Source organism: Desulfofarcimen acetoxidans DSM 771 (assembly GCF_000024205.1).
GTDB lineage: Bacteria > Bacillota > Desulfotomaculia > Desulfotomaculales > Desulfofarciminaceae > Desulfofarcimen > Desulfofarcimen acetoxidans.
The window spans coordinates 3,598,898-3,613,939 of the sequence record NC_013216.1; the positions used below are offsets into that span (position 1 = coordinate 3,598,898).

Annotated in this window: 16 protein-coding genes, 1 pseudogene and 2 riboswitches; of the genes and pseudogenes, 8 read left to right on the forward strand and 9 right to left on the reverse strand. The window is 39.1% G+C overall.

Annotation, left to right across the window (positions count from 1 at the left end; all coding sequences use genetic code 11):
- Window positions 1-171 precede the first annotated feature (171 nt).
- On the reverse strand, window positions 172-579 hold the full coding sequence (locus DTOX_RS24520; protein WP_242652454.1) for a hypothetical protein: 408 nt from the start codon (window positions 577-579) through the stop codon (window positions 172-174).
- A gap of 487 nt (window positions 580-1,066) precedes the next feature.
- Between DTOX_RS24520 and DTOX_RS23175 the strand changes: the two genes are divergently transcribed.
- Complete coding sequence (locus DTOX_RS23175; RefSeq protein WP_015758812.1) at window positions 1,067-1,225, forward strand: hypothetical protein; 159 nt, start codon at window positions 1,067-1,069, stop codon at window positions 1,223-1,225.
- Window positions 1,226-1,390: 165 nt separating this feature from the next.
- Here the strand turns inward: DTOX_RS23175 and DTOX_RS16445 are convergent, their stop codons facing one another.
- Window positions 1,391-1,672, reverse strand: a complete 282-nt coding sequence (locus DTOX_RS16445) for a hypothetical protein (RefSeq protein ID WP_015758813.1) — start codon at window positions 1,670-1,672, stop codon at window positions 1,391-1,393.
- A gap of 536 nt (window positions 1,673-2,208) precedes the next feature.
- Between DTOX_RS16445 and DTOX_RS16455 the strand changes: the two genes are divergently transcribed.
- Window positions 2,209-2,469 (forward strand): hypothetical protein, encoded by a 261-nt coding sequence (locus DTOX_RS16455; protein ID WP_042316046.1) that lies wholly within the window; start codon window positions 2,209-2,211, stop codon window positions 2,467-2,469.
- A gap of 99 nt (window positions 2,470-2,568) precedes the next feature.
- On the opposite strand, the gene DTOX_RS16460 is transcribed toward DTOX_RS16455, so the two are convergent.
- From DTOX_RS16460 to DTOX_RS23190, 5 genes are all read right to left on the reverse strand, one after another.
- Complete coding sequence (locus DTOX_RS16460) at window positions 2,569-4,413, reverse strand: ABC transporter ATP-binding protein (protein ID WP_015758814.1); 1,845 nt, start codon at window positions 4,411-4,413, stop codon at window positions 2,569-2,571.
- Complete coding sequence (locus DTOX_RS16465; protein WP_015758815.1) at window positions 4,410-6,131, reverse strand: ABC transporter ATP-binding protein; 1,722 nt, start codon at window positions 6,129-6,131, stop codon at window positions 4,410-4,412. Before DTOX_RS16465 ends, DTOX_RS16460 begins: the two co-directional genes overlap by 4 nt.
- Before the next feature lie 147 nt (window positions 6,132-6,278).
- Window positions 6,279-6,770, reverse strand: a complete 492-nt coding sequence (locus DTOX_RS16470) for a MarR family winged helix-turn-helix transcriptional regulator (protein ID WP_015758816.1) — start codon at window positions 6,768-6,770, stop codon at window positions 6,279-6,281.
- Window positions 6,771-6,975: 205 nt separating this feature from the next.
- On the reverse strand, window positions 6,976-7,185 hold the full coding sequence (locus DTOX_RS23185; protein ID WP_157862993.1) for a hypothetical protein: 210 nt from the start codon (window positions 7,183-7,185) through the stop codon (window positions 6,976-6,978).
- 108 nt (window positions 7,186-7,293) lie between these two features.
- On the reverse strand, window positions 7,294-7,458 hold the full coding sequence (locus DTOX_RS23190) for a hypothetical protein (protein WP_157862994.1): 165 nt from the start codon (window positions 7,456-7,458) through the stop codon (window positions 7,294-7,296).
- Window positions 7,459-7,707: 249 nt separating this feature from the next.
- Window positions 7,708-7,804, forward strand: a riboswitch (guanidine-I (ykkC/yxkD leader).
- 56 nt (window positions 7,805-7,860) lie between these two features.
- Here DTOX_RS23190 and sugE point away from each other — a divergent pair.
- The 5 genes and pseudogenes from sugE to DTOX_RS23195 form a co-directional block, all read left to right on the forward strand.
- On the forward strand, window positions 7,861-8,178 hold the full coding sequence (gene sugE, locus DTOX_RS16475; RefSeq protein WP_015758817.1) for a quaternary ammonium compound efflux SMR transporter SugE: 318 nt from the start codon (window positions 7,861-7,863) through the stop codon (window positions 8,176-8,178).
- Window positions 8,179-8,516: 338 nt separating this feature from the next.
- A complete protein-coding gene (locus tag DTOX_RS16480; protein WP_015758818.1) occupies window positions 8,517-8,879 on the forward strand; it encodes a MarR family winged helix-turn-helix transcriptional regulator in 363 nt (120 codons plus the stop codon).
- 28 nt (window positions 8,880-8,907) lie between these two features.
- Window positions 8,908-9,708 (forward strand): DUF3786 domain-containing protein, encoded by an 801-nt coding sequence (locus DTOX_RS16485; RefSeq protein ID WP_015758819.1) that lies wholly within the window; start codon window positions 8,908-8,910, stop codon window positions 9,706-9,708.
- 552 nt (window positions 9,709-10,260) lie between these two features.
- Window positions 10,261-10,345, forward strand: a riboswitch (cyclic di-GMP riboswitch).
- Between the two features lie 50 nt (window positions 10,346-10,395).
- Window positions 10,396-11,223: a methyl-accepting chemotaxis protein gene (locus tag DTOX_RS24945; protein ID WP_015758820.1), complete on the forward strand. Its 828-nt coding sequence runs from the start codon at window positions 10,396-10,398 to the stop codon at window positions 11,221-11,223.
- A 549-nt stretch (window positions 11,224-11,772) separates the two neighbouring features.
- Window positions 11,773-11,913, forward strand: a pseudogene (locus DTOX_RS23195) (transposase); the annotation flags it as partial.
- 169 nt (window positions 11,914-12,082) lie between these two features.
- Here DTOX_RS23195 and DTOX_RS16495 read toward each other — a convergent pair.
- Entirely contained in the window at window positions 12,083-12,865 is a 783-nt protein-coding gene (locus tag DTOX_RS16495) for a hypothetical protein (protein WP_015758822.1), read from the reverse strand.
- Window positions 12,866-12,924: 59 nt separating this feature from the next.
- Here DTOX_RS16495 and DTOX_RS16500 point away from each other — a divergent pair, with 59 nt between their 5' ends.
- Window positions 12,925-13,575 (forward strand): hypothetical protein, encoded by a 651-nt coding sequence (locus DTOX_RS16500; protein ID WP_015758823.1) that lies wholly within the window; start codon window positions 12,925-12,927, stop codon window positions 13,573-13,575.
- Window positions 13,576-13,921: 346 nt separating this feature from the next.
- On the opposite strand, the gene DTOX_RS16505 is transcribed toward DTOX_RS16500, so the two are convergent.
- Window positions 13,922-14,848 carry an IS4 family transposase gene (locus tag DTOX_RS16505; RefSeq protein WP_242652455.1) on the reverse strand — a complete coding sequence of 309 codons (927 nt, stop codon included), beginning with the start codon at window positions 14,846-14,848 and terminating at the stop codon, window positions 13,922-13,924.
- Between the last annotated feature and the right edge of the window lie 194 nt (window positions 14,849-15,042).

Sequence of the window (15,042 nt, forward strand, 5' to 3'; positions counted from 1 at the left end):
TTCAATGACTATAGACCTTTAGATTTAAAACCAGTGCCAATGGCTTCAACTTTTCAGAATTCACCGCCACCGGCAGTGGTATATTAATCAAGAGTAAAGTGCCAATTTAAACTGAAAAAAGGTCAGTCAGTCCGTCAGTTTATCCTCGCGGTGGTCTTTAAAATTAGCTGTTTACTTAACGTAGTACTTCTTTTTGGTCTTGTAAGTCAAGATATCCGAATAAAAATTGATTTCCGGATACAAGTCAACAAGCTCTTTAAGTGCATAAACACCGGTTACAGAATTATGACGCTCAGCAGTAACACATTTAATATGGATAGGTAGGCTGTAGAACGAGTCACAAGCCGTAAAGCCATGGAATGTATGGCCATAATAGTATTGCTCATTATAGCTGTCCCACCCCCATGAGGCAGTGAGGTCAGAGAACAAGCGAGGGCAGTCGCAATGTTCACCGGGTTTTAGTTTGCAGTTGCAAACTTTTTTACCATAGGGAGAAGCATTAGTAGGCATACAAGTGCCATCACCGGCGGTATTAAATTTATTGGGGTCTCCAAGGATACCCATAGACAAGGAGGGCATAACAAAAACCTCCTTTAGGATATGATTTAAAGTAGTTTCCAGATTATCAGGAAGCTGGGAGTTGTTATACTTTAAGACTCTATCCACCAAGCGATTAACCACGCCAGGCTTTGAAAAATCCATTTTCTTATTTTTCTTTTGCTTCTTTTTAAGCTTGCGCTTAGACCTATGCAGTTTGGATTTGTAAAGAATGCGGTCTTTACGGATCAGCCTATCCATAAAATCATAATAGGAAATATTCTCCAAAATACATTATGGGGCGATTTGAAATTTATCAAGTCTTAAAAACGCGCATGAATCGTTATATAGCTAAAATAGGATAATAAATATCCCCTATAATAGCTTATTTATAATATTTAGCCACAACCCGAAACTTATGGTTTTTTGAGGTGAAGCTAAAAAGGCAAAAAAATAAAGCCTTTAGTTTTAAGGCTTTAAGATTTTTCGAATGAACTATATAATTAGAAGTGAGGGGAGAATTAGATTAATGTCAAGCTTTGATTTAACATTTCTATCCTTTGTTTTGATTGGTTTTGTTCTTTATGCCGTCAAATTCATGAAACAAAAGGATTCTCATGATAAAGAACTTCTAAAAAAGATAGATTATTTAATCCTTTTACTTGAGGAGAATAAACAGGAAAAATAACGTCTACACCAATGTCGTATTTTATAGAAAATGTTCATTAACTAATTATTTATGAGTATCCAATATATGGTTTCATCGCATTTTTCCGAATACCCTTTTTTTAGTGCTTCTACTCGTCTTTTTACATCTGGTATGGTTCGCCATTTCACCATTTGCCTTTTCTCGTCAGAACCGCAGTTTATACTGACCCCGACTTAAAATCGGATACTCCGTCCGGCTCACTTTATCCGGTAATCTTTCGGAAAAATCGTCTTGTAAAATATAATTAGCCAATCGGGCAAGCTGCTCTCTGTCAGGCATTTCGCCTGTCTGCGTAATATATGCATCGGTCAAATCTTCTATTGCTTTGTTACGCCAAGGCAACGGCATATTGTTAGAAACTAATTTATCAACAGCCAAACGAAAAAATCTAGCATAATCCGTTACCTGACAAAAACCTACCCGCATACATACAATTCCTCCTTCTGTTTATATAGCCTCTCGGCATTTACAAAGTTAGATGGTACAAAGCTTTGCTTGAAGCATCTATATTAAATTCCTCCTACTTTTTGTAGGGGGATTTTCATTTTAACAAGTATCCAACTGGAAATTAGCAGCGAATATATTATAATCAAATTTGCCAAAAACACTTGACATTTTCAAAACACCCCCATAATTACGACGGAAGGTATTTTTTACCTTTACTGCAAGTTCTGGGGTGCTTTGCTTTGAAACCTCTTATTACTTCGCATGAAACTTATCAAGAATTTGTCCTCGAACAACTACGACAGCACTACGCCGGGGGGTTGCTCGTTCTTGTGCATAGGGATTGGCTCCTTATCTCAAAACTCTGGATTACAGACCTGACTGAAGTAGCAACATTACTTCAAGATTGCTACAGTGTCAGGGGACCTGTTCCCCGTGATCCTGCCGCCATGCTCCGTTCATTTCTGCTTTTTTTGCTAACCAAACCATAAATCGGTATTACCGCATGGATGGATGAAATGTACCATGTTCCCCTTTATGCCATTCTCAGCGGTTTTGAACCAAGTGATGTTCCCGGCGTTGGCACGTTCTATGATCTCTTACTTTACCAAAACATTGTTCCGGAACACACGCCGAATATAGTTCCGTTCCAGCTGTTCGGCTTCGGCCAAGCCGGGCCGACTCGAAATGGTAAACCCGTCTGTAAAAGCTATCGTCTCAAGCGGCTGGTTGCATGCAAATCAGCAGACGGTGCATTGTTCTCTTTGAACAAAGGGTAAATATCCCCGACCTTCCATGCTAGTTTTATCATATGTACGTCGCTGGAATGACAGGAGTGAACCGACCTGATGACATTGCATCGGATTGCTATTACACAATCAAGCCGGGATGCCTTGCGAAAACTGGCTGTTATAAATCTCCGCATAGGTTCCATTACTCTTCAGAAGATCTTTATGTGTGCCAGTCTCCACAATATCTCCTTCTTTCATGACGATGATCTTGTCGGCATCATAAATGGTAGATAGCCTGTGTGCTACAACAAAGCTGGTACGTCCTTTCAGAAGCCGCCGCATGGCCTTTTGAATCAGCATTTCCGTTCTGCTGTCTACGTTGGAAGTTGCTTCATCCAAAATCAGAATATCGGGATTGGATATAAAAGCGCGAGCAATCGTAATAAGCTGACGCTGTCCTTGCGATATATTGCTGGCTTCCTCATTCAGCACTGTGTTATATCCGTCAGGCATCTTCCGCACAAAATCATCCACATAAGCGGCTTGCGCAGCGGTATAGACCTGTTCTTCTGTGGCGTTTTCATTGCCATAACGGATATTCTCATAAATTGTACCTGAAAACAGCCATGTGTCTTGTAAGACCATTCCCATCTTGGAGCGCAGCGTATGATAATCCATATTTCGGATGTCGGTGCCATCTAAGAAAACACCGCCTTGGTTGATTTCATAAAACCGCTCCATCAAGTTGATGAGTGTGGTCTTGCCTGCGCCTGTGTGTCCAACAATCGCAATCATTTGACCTTTCTCTACATCCAGATTGAAATCGTTCATAAGCGGTTCGTCGGTATAACCGAATTTTACATGGTCAAATCTGACCTTTGCTTCGGTTGAAATATCGGTAAAAGGTTTCTTATATTCAGGGAGATTTTCAGCATCTAATACCGCAAAGACGCGCTCAGCGGAAGCGACAGTTGATAGAATACCGTTCCAAATCTGGCCGAATTGGGCAATGGGGCGTGAAAACTGGGTAGAGTATTGTAAAAACGCCTGCATGTCGCCAATGAGGATATTACCCGTCGCAACCTTAACAGCACCAACCATTGCAACAATCACATAGAAGATGTTTTGCAAGACCATCATGCTTGGCATGGTTGAGCCACCGTAAAATTTGCTTTTCCATCCCGATTCATACATGGCATCGTTGTAAACGTCAAACTTCTTGTTGGCATTTTCTTCGCCGTTGAAGCTCTTAATGACGGCGTGTGCGTTATAGCTTTCTTCAATATGCCCGTTCAAGTCGCCTTGGAGCTTAAAGAATTTTCTGAAATTGGCCTGTGTCCTTGGCATAATAATTTTTGCAACCAAGAAACTGCCCGGAATCATCAACGCGGCAATTGAGGTAAGCAGCGGGCTGATGGTGAGCATGAACCATAAAGTGCCAACTACTAAAACCACGCTGGAAATGAGCTGTGCCAGGCTCTGCTGCAAAGTGGTTGCAATATTGTCCATATCGTTTACAGCAATGGACATCAGGTTGCCATTCGAGTTTTTATCAAAGAATGAAATCGGCACATTGTTCATCTTGGCTTTCAATTCATTCCTTAGAACATAGGTGGTTTTCTGTGAAACATGAGTCATAATCCATATTTGCAGAAAGTTCGTAATGCTGGTGCCGACATAGAGTACCGCAACAATGGCTAAAATTGACGCTACTGACGAAAAGTCAATGCCCGTGCCACCCATTGCGCCGTTAAAAATCAATGTGGTAGCATTACCTAAAATCTTGGGGCTGAACACCTGCATTAACGTACCTGCAATAGCAATCAGTAACGTCAGCGCAATGAGAAAACTGCTGTTTTTCATGTACTTCATCAGGCGCTTTACTGTTTTCCACATCTTTTCAGGCTTTTGGAGCGGGGTCATGTTACCCTGACCCGGTGCCTTCATACCCCCAATAGAGGGACGCTGTACTATAGTATTTTCTCTGCTCATGCTACTTCCCCCTTTTCAAATTGCGATGCGATGATTTCTCTGTAAACCTCGCTCGACTGTTTCAATTCGTCATGCGTACCGACACCGGCTATTTTTCCTTCATTTAAAACAAGGATTTTATCGGCTTCCATGATAGTGCTGATTCTCTGTGCCACAATCACCGTGACGGCATTTTTCAGCCTACCTTTCAGCACCATACGGATTTTAGCGTCCGTTTTGAAGTCCAATGCGGAAAAGGAATCGTCAAATACATAAACATCGGCATTTTTCAGAATGGCCCGCGCAATACAAAGACGCTGCTTCTGACCGCCGGAAAAATTTCCGCCGCCTTTTTCGACAACACCATCCAACCCGCCATCCAGCTTATTGACAAACTCTGCCGCATCTGCGGTTTCCAGCGCCGCCCATATTTCCTCGTCTGTGGCCGCCGGTTTGCCAAGCTGCATGTTTTCACGAATAGTCCCGAAGAAAAGAGCGGATTTCTGCGGGATAAGACTTACCCGGTCATGCAATGTGCTCTGCGCAACATCTCGAATATCTGTACCGTTGAGAAGAACCTTTCCGCCGCCGACATCATAGAATCGGGGAATCATATTGACGATTGTGCTTTTGCCGGAGCCGGTACTTCCTATAATGGCAAGCGTCTTCCCCTTGCGGACACTAAACGAAATATCTTGAATGGCGTTTTTCTCCGCTCCCTGATAGCAATAGCTAACCTTATCGAATGTCAGGAAGACTTCTTGCCCTAATGTCTGCTTTGAGCTCTTGGCGTCACAGATGGATGGGGTCATATCCAAAACCTCGTTGATTCTTTTTGCAGAAGTCATACCGCGCGGGATGGATGATATAACATTTGTAATAAGCATGAATCCGGTCATGATCTGCACAGAGTAGCTGATAACGCCCATCATTGTACCAATTTCCATGTTTCCGCTATCAATGGATTTTCCGCCAATCCAAGTAATTGCTATGGTGGCAAGGCTCATAATCAAGCTCATAATCGGCATCAAGAGACCAATAATCGCATTGACGCGGATAGAGGTTTTCGTATATTCGTTGTTATCCTGCTCGTAACGCTCAAACTCCTGTTTTTCTTTCCCGAACGCGCGAATAACCTTAACACCATTCAACCCTTCCCGGAAAATCAAATTCAACCTGTCGATTGTTTTCTGTATTTTTTCGTACAGGGGATTGGCATACATGGAAATGCCAATCGCGGCAAGGGCAACAATCGGTACAATAATAATAAAAACGGTTGAAAGCGAAGGGCTAAGGCGGTAGGCCATGAAAACGCCGCCAATCAGATATAACGGAGCAAGAATCAAAAATTTCAGAAACATCTCTATTAGATTCTGCACTTGCGTCACATCGTTTGTATTCCGTGTAATGAGCGACGAAGTACCGATTTTGTCAAACTCGTCATTCGAAAACTGGGATGCATTTCGGTAAATATCTTTGCGCAGCCCACAGCCGAGTTTATATGAGATTCTGGCAGAAATATTGGTATTCAACAGTGCGGCGGCAAAACCGCCAAGCGAAATAAGAATCATAATCAAGCCAAGCTGCCAGATATAGCTCGTGTCTCCTTTTACAATCCCGTTATTGACCATGTCCGCTGTCAATGTTGGAATATACAAATCGCAAATCACTTGAATCAGCAGAAACGCTATGGCCGCTATTACCGGAAATAGGGATAGTCTCTTAATCATTTCTTTCATGAAAATCCTCCTTTAGGTAGAATTCTACCTATTTAATCAAAAAAATATTATTATTCACAATGCACAACAGTAGAAACGTAAGTTATTTGTGTTGGGATCTACCTATATGCATAAAATGGATACAGGCATTACTATGCCCGTTATATATTAAGTTTGTTGCCTGTGAATATTATTCGGTGGTTCTTCTTTCGCAAAGTCCGTTGAAACATTTGCAAGAGCCTTGTATAGCAGGGTTATAAACATCTCTTTTTCATCTTCCGCCATGCCAGAGAAAAGTTGTTTCTCGGTATCTAAAAAAACTTGGTTTATATCATCAATGATCTTATCACCCTTTTCCGTTACTTTAATTTGCATGGCTCTCCCATCATCCTGTGCCGCATAACGAATAATGAAGCCGTTTTTTTCAAGTCCATTCAACAGGCTTGTTACCGATGGCCCGCGAAGCCCCATTAAATCCTCCAAATATTTACGACTCATGTTTGCTCCGTCAAATAAGCTTCGGCGTATTGCCCCCAAAAGCCGCGCCTGCTGATTCGTGATGCCAAACTCCGACAGCTTTTGGTCCTCAATGCAACGCAATGCTATTGCAATATTACGGATATAAAAGTCAGGGCTTGGTTTTCCACCTCTCTTTAGCATGGGTTACCCTCCCTTTCGAATATGTAGAATTCTACCTTTTAATATATGCGTAGAATTCTACATTGTCAAGTGTTTTTTGAATTTTTTATTTTTACTTGGATACAGCTTTTCGTGAAATTGGGCAGGCATATTTGAACAGTAAAAAAGAGTTGGATAAAAAGGTGCCGGGACTTGCGGAATTTGTAAACGCGGCTATTAGGCATATCTACCAGTAGCCGATTTCTGTTCTCCCAAAATGATTATCTTGTGGGCACGATAGAAACGGCAACCAGGTTGAACCAAACCAACGATTTAACCCTTCTTTGCCATCATGTTTCATATTTTTCTTCACAAACTCCACCCGTAGCGGGTTGAAACCCGCATTCACCAACCAATCAGAATACTCTTCCACGCCATAAAAAGACATTTGCAACAAGAACATGAAACCGAAAGAGTAACTTTTCTACTTAAAATAAAAATAAGCTCGCCAGCCAAAGACAGCGAGCCTTTTATTTTCTTATATAAACCGCTGAGGCTGCATTTCCTAAACAGCCTCCCTATAATAATTCTCCGATAAACTCATAAACAGTGTATTCCAAGCAATCTCTATATCCAGCTTCGGCCTATTATACTCGCAAATTTCATCTGTTTCCCCTATAACTATCTCATCAATCAGCAGGCTAACTGACTTTATTCTCGGGTGATTCATTAGACTCTCCCTCGCAAAAAGACTTACCTTTTGATGGTAAACCCTTTTAAAATTTGAATTCTTTCAACTACCCTACTTCATAACTTTTTTCGGCTATTCCGATTATCGTGTTGAAATTGATAAAATCATTTCCAGTTAATCAGCTTATTTGTTGTACATAATTTGTGAAATGTGATATTAACGTAGTATTTAATAATATCCTATTGACAACTGGACATATTACTCTTAAACTGTGTGTTAATAAAATATTAACATTGTTTCTAGGGTTCCGCGATTAAACTATCGGACAGGTCCGAGAGAAACTGCACGTATATCGTGTTCACGGAGGGACAAAAGCCCGGGAGGATATTTAATTTATATCCCCGGGTTTTTTATTTTTGTCAATTAGAAAGGAGTATCAATATGGCTTGGGTCTATTTATTAATAGCTGCATTGTTTGAGGTAGTCTGGGCAATTTCATTAAAACAAACTAATGGCTTTACTCGGATAACACCATCTATCCTAACTATTTCCGGAATTGTGATAAGTTTTTATTTTTTAGCATGTGCTACTAAAACTTTGCCAATTGGAACCGCTTATGCTATTTGGACTGGAATTGGTGCAGTTGGTGTAGCTATCTTAGAAATAATATTTCTAGGTGAGCCTATAAATCCCTATCGAATCATATTTCTGATATTGATAATAGCTGGGGTCGTTGGCTTTAAATTTCTTGGTCAATAAAAACACATATGATGCACAACATTAACACAATGTGCAACAAGAACATTTAATCTAAGAATAAACCTTACTACTTAAAATAAAAATAAACTCGCCAGCCAAAGCCCGTGGGTCCTGTTTGTTTAAGTTTAATATACATTTTCCTTGAAATGTGCAATTTTCATGCACTGATAAACTTGACTAGATAATGTTAGCATGATAACATTAATGTTATCATACTAACATATGGTGAGGGGGATTAAACTATAAAGCAAAACGGAGATGCACAGGATTACTGCCTTTCGAAACGCACGTTATATGAATTAAAATCAACCTGGGATGCTATAGAGGATGTTTTTTCTATGCATTTTGCCCGTTACGGCCTTTCCTCGGCAAAATTCAACGCTTTAATTCATCTTTATATGGCCGGTGACCGGGGATTAACGCAGTCAGAATTAGGTAATAAAGTAATGGTCTCCAGACCTACAATCTCTGGGCTTATAGAGAGATTGGAAAAAGAAGACCTGGTGCTTCGAAATACTGACCCCGCCGATAAAAGAGTGTTCCGGGTTTGCCTTACTAACAGGGCTTTTGTACTTATGCACGCCTTTCTCCCCGTACACAATGATTACATGCATAAAGTCATGTTGACTCTAGACAGACACGAAAAGGAAGCATTGATTTCACTGCTGGAAAAAATCAAAAAAGGATTAGAACGAGTTTAATGCTGTTTTTGAAAAGAGGTTATAATTTATGTCTCAACTAAATAATCCTCTGGAAATTTATAAGTTACTACCAAAATCAAATTGCAGACAATGCCAAGTACCGACATGCCTGGCCTTTGCCACTTCGGTAATCAATGGTCATAAAAGTCTCGGCGACTGCCCTCACCTGGGAAATGATATAACTGAAAGATTTGATATAAAAATACATAAGCGGGTGACTATTGAACAGCAGCAGCAGCAAATACTGGGACAACTAAAAAGAGAAATTACCAACATAGATTTTTATTCATCAGCGAAAAGACTGGGAGCATCGCTCTCTGGCGAGAAATTAAAAATCAAGTGTCTCGGAAAAGACTTTTTTGTTGATTCCAATGGTAATATTACATCTGATTGCCACGTAATTACATGGTTATCATTACCATTACTGGACTATGTTTTGTCATGTTCAGGAAAAAATGTTACCGGAGAATGGGTTCCCTTTAGGGAACTGAAAAACGGGATGACATGGATTCCGCTTTATGAGCCGATATGTGAAAAACCTCTGAAACATATTGCAGATACCCATACTGATTTTTTTGAAATGATTTTACATTTGTTTGGTGGAAAGCTAGCGACGATAAATTATTCCTCTGATATTTCGCTAGTTTTACACCCCCTACCGAGAGTCCCAATTCTCATTTGTTATTGCAAGCCGGAAGACGAACTTGAATCCAAACTCAATATATTTTTCGATTCCACAGCAGAAGATAATCTCAACATTCAATCAGTCTTTGGTATTACCGCAGGGCTTGTTAGGATGTTAGAAAAAATCTCTCTCAGGCACTGTTAAGAATTTTATTATTATTTTTTATATGAGATTAAATTATGAAAGGAAGATCTTTTTATATCCATATAAGATTACCGACCACATCTTAACGTTAAAAAACTTTATTTATATATGAACCCCTCAAAATAAAAAAATAGCACATTATAATCACAATGTGTAACAAGAAGATGTAACCGCGAAAGTAAGCCTTTCTACCCAAACTAAACAACTATGCTCGCCAGCCAAAGGGCCTGTTGACAAACTATGCTTTTATACAAAAAAGGGGGTTGAGAACCCAAGAAAATCAAGGGTTTTCAGGCACCTTTTTCGTGAAAGATTGATCTTATGTCATTTGTCAACAGCCCTCAAAGCCAGTGAGCCTTATTTTTAGGTTTTATTTACTAATGCTTTTTTTGGGGAAATTTATACCAGCTTTATCCGGTAATTATTTAGTAACTATTAAAATATCTTAAAAATTCGGCCTTAACGTAAATAAAAATTAACATTAGCTTATAAAGGGTTTTTTAAACAATTATAGAATAGTAAAATTGATATATACACCATCTAAACAATAATATTTATACGGGATACTATGAAGTGAACTCTATAATTTGGGCATCTGGGGTTTACTGAGTAAGTGATGCAACCGGCCACTATTTTAAAATAGTGGCTATTTTATATCATAAAAATATAATTGGGGAGGTTAAAATCATGGACATATCATGGAGTGATATAATTAATTCCTCCAAGTGTTTTAAATTAATCTGGGGTGCTGAAGTGGCTATTTCTATTACTGATCTTAAAGAGTTTAAATATTATGAGCCCGGTATAGCAATTAATCATAATGTAAAAAAAGGAGACTTAATTAAGCCAGGATCATTAACGGATAGGGTAATTAAAAATCAATCCCGTATAGTAGATAAAATAACAGATATAAATATTTATGGCTTTGCATATGTGGGTAAGGCTGCTCCAATTTTTACAGATAATAGAAAAATGATCGGTACTATTGGTATTTTTATGCCAATTACTACGTATGAAGCACTTTTAGAACATGCTGACAAATTATTGATATCCTTGGATACTGTAAATAATTCAACAACTAATCTCTCCTCTGCTTCTCAGGAACTGGCATCAGTAACAGTTGACTTATCTAACGAAGTAGACACTATTAATAATAATATTCGACAAACAGATATGGTTTTAAATTTAATTAAAGAAATATCCTCCCAAACACACCTACTTGGGTTAAACGCAGCCATTGAAGCAGCAAGGGCTGGTGACCTGGGTAGGGGGTTCAATGTAGTGGCAGGGGAAATAAGAAAATTGGCAAGTCGCACAAATGGTTCTATTAAGGAAGTGGCAGATATATTACTTAAAATAACGAGTGCTATACAAGAGCTAGATCAACATATTAATCAAATTTCAACTATAGCTGAAGAACAGGCATCCTCAATGGAAGAGGTTGCCATATCAATTGAAGGTTGTCAAGGTATTTCAAATAAGTTAAAAGAAATAGCTGCAGAGTTAGTAAAATAGGCAACTTTACGACCAGCCATTTAAACTGAAAACTTTCTGAATAAAGCTAATATTTACATAATTGCAGCTCATAAGAATGTTATTAATAGCATCCTTTTCCATACTTTCTTTTAGGTCAGGACTTCATTTAAAAATACTTTTTTATTTCAGCAGTATTATGTACGACTTTAACACAAAGAAAACTATTGTTTGTGATATTGATTTTTTTAAAGATTCCTTACACCAACAATATGGTTAGAATATGGGGTAGCTTCTAATTCATATCGCCGGATAAATTCAAGCTTGGAGCAGCTATTGATGATATCTGTGGGAGTAACTGCATTTGCACTGTTCAGTGATTACGACAGGACACTTTAAAAGTGGCAACTTAATGAGAAATTATTCAAAGTTACATTGAAGGCTGTCAACAATGATCGTATTCAGAGGCAACAATCCATACATCAGTTTATTTTCAAAATGCTAGGTCTAAAACCTTCGTCTTTAGGCGAACAGCTTTAGTGTGATTATTTTGAGAAGGAAAAGGATAACATTCACATAGAGGTGAATGTTATGACAGAATATAGTAAAAGTAGTCACTCGGTATATGATATAAAATATCATATTGTATGGGTTACAAAATATAGATACAAGGTATTACGCGATAAAGTAGCGTTGAGATTAAGAGATTTGATCAGGCAAAGCTGTCAAAGTAAGTCTACCGAGAGAAGCTCGCCATTCAATTTTCTCATGGAATCATTATGGACACAAGAATTACTCCCCATTCCGCAACGACAGCCAAAGCCAGCGAGTCCTGTTGTTTAAAGTTTGATGTAAAATTTCCTTGTTTTACGAAATATAAAGTTTTTTTTGAGACTAAAGTCTAACTTTTAATTTTATTTAATATGCCTCCGGCCATATCGATAAAATTTATTCCTGTATTATAAATAGCCTGTTTAATACCAGGTGTATTAATCATTGCTACTAACCTGTCAAGGCCTTCGTTATCGAGATTTTCATATGGGGCTCTAATTGCTGAAATGTTTTCCACGTGTTTTTGTAAAGGTTTAACAAGAGATTCGTAATCCAAATCATGGATCATTGCTCTTGCAGCCAAAATACCACTTATAAGAGCTTCAACAGCACCTGTACCAAGTAATCTTTCTGTTAACCCAGCAGAACGACCCACAAGTAAAACATTGCCTGACTTAAAGTTACTTACCCTACCAGTAGAGAATATTGGTAATGAAAACTTATAATAAAACTCCAGATGTGCCAAATTTTCTTCTTCTAAAAAATTAGTATATAACCTATCCATTTCATATTCACTGCAACCGATGTTACATAAACCTATTATAGCCTGGGTAGAACTCCATGGCGCAAGCCTGGCATATCCTTGACCTGCATAACGGGTATTAAAATAAACTGTCGATGAAGTTGATTCAAAAGTTCCAAAGACCAGCCCTCCCCTAAGATGTACTACCCCATAGTCTATCCATAATCCCATTTCCTTTGCCGCAGTATCTTTACCGGTTGCAACCACTACATAATCATATTTTTTGGATAGTTCCTTATAATCTGCTGCCCGGTTGAAGTAAACCGGTGTTTTTTTTAGTAATGTAAATAATTGATTTTCAACAGATTCTCTATGTTTCCCCCGGGTCATGTCAATGGCTTGATACTCTTAATTGGCCTGATTGGTCTGGTATAAAATTAAAGGATTATTTGAAAATACAGTCAGCTCCTTCCGGGTATGCTCCTGGATCTGCAGAGGGATGGCACTTAAATGAAACTGTCTGGTATCAAACTTTCGAGCTTGATCCGGAAAAAAAGGTTACCGTTACCGAACAGCCAGCACCTCAACAACCCACCAATACTGATTATTATATTTCTGGTTGTATACTTAAAGATGATCCGCAACCAGATGGGGATATGTATAGCGCAACTTGGGTTATGGGAGTAAGGACAATTGATAATAAGTCCTATAATATAACAGAACCCATAAGAGCTAGAATTAAAATTTATCAATTTGGCCCGACAAAAGTTTTACCTGGTGTTCAAATTTTAGGAGGTGATTTACCACCTGATCCAATACCTAAACAGTTAGTAGTAGATGAAGAAATGGTATTTACAAAAGAAAATCCGGCATGGGTTAGGAAAATCAGTTTTCCTGCACCTACCCAAGAAGGTGGATATGGTCTCTTTGTTACCCATCAAAATATTGTTAAAGACGATTATTGGAATGGTGTATCTTGTGGAGTGAGTGATGGTCTACCTGTATCACGTTTCGCTAGTTGTATGTCATCAGATGATGCTGACGCAGGATTTCTACCGTGGGATTATATCACAGCAAAATACGGTATATATCCACGTTAGATGTCAACCCACAACTAACCCTGAAAACCGAAGATAATTAGAGTTTGTTGTAGCTGGAAATTTCCAGCTCGCGGATGTAGCAGTGCAGCAGTAACGCAACAATGCTCAAACCCGCATCATTATTGGATTTCTGTAAAAAAGATTAATGTAAGCAACTAGTAAAACTGTAAACACAGAAAAACACAAAACCCGCCGTAATCGCCCATCATGGGAGAAAACGGCGGGTTTCTGTTTTGTACGTTATGTTAACTAAGAAAAATTTGTCTATTATTGTCGGAATATTATTCTATTGAAATAAAAGGATTTATAGTTTTTTTATTGAAAATAAATAAATATGTTTTATAATTTATAAGTATTTTACCATGGTAGTAACAGGCAGGGTAGTTAACAGCATCCACTCTATTGGCTTTTCTCCTTCGGGTGGCGATTGTTCCTGAACAAGCAGGGCATTAAGAGTAGGTGCAGCTAATTTTTCTTTTCCCCGATGTTTCGGTGGTTTTAAGGTAACAGTGGCAGCCTGTAAGGTAAGAACAACAGCCTCTCGTTCTGGGCGCTTATCGGCACGTGGTATATTGATAACCGTACGGCCCAATACCGGGGCGCTTTCAACAACAGGCCATAGGTAATCATGCGACTGATCAATGCGGCGGTTCCAAGCAGCACGGACCAAGATATCATACTGATTAGCGCTGGCTAGGAGAAAGAGGTCAAAAATATCACTTTCTCTGTCACCCACCATTACTACTTTGGTAAAGGGAGAAACCGTTTCGGCTACTTCCCGGGTAACATCAATCCAGCGAACACTTTCCTTGTCTTCGATAGGTCGCTTTTTATGTGTTTTCTCCTTGGGTTCTAGTGAACGTACCCATAAGCGATGGGCCAAGATTCCTAATGGAACTCCTTCAGCGGATGCAGCAAGACAAGAATGTAGAAAGAAGCCGGAAAGACCCGCTTGACCGATAGGTCCCAACCCTTTTGTTTCTCGATGTAAGGTATAGTTGAAAATGGTGGTATCTTGGATGGCCAAAACCACCGGTTGATTCTTGATTTTTTCTATAGTGGCCTTTCTGTGTGCATCATATATGGCTTCAACAGTTACTTTCTCGTTATCAAAGAAACGATAGGCAGCCTTGACATCGCTCCACTGACCAAGTGCTTCAGGCAAAGATTTTTCTGGATGCTCAATAAGGCTTGCAGCCAGTGAAACCAGTCGATGAGTGAGACGGGTATCACCAAAGTTAGCCGTACCGCACTCTTTAGTTGCCCAAAGCATTGATTGATTTGTTGGTTTGAGAGATACAGGTAAATTATTCATGAGACAATTTTAGAAAATTTTTGACAATGCGTCCATTACCATATTTAAGCATCATAACCGATTTGGGTAATTTATCACACATTTTCTGCGTATAGCATAAGCAGATTCATTCTATCTTACTCAAGGACTTATGGGTAAAGATAAGGACTTTA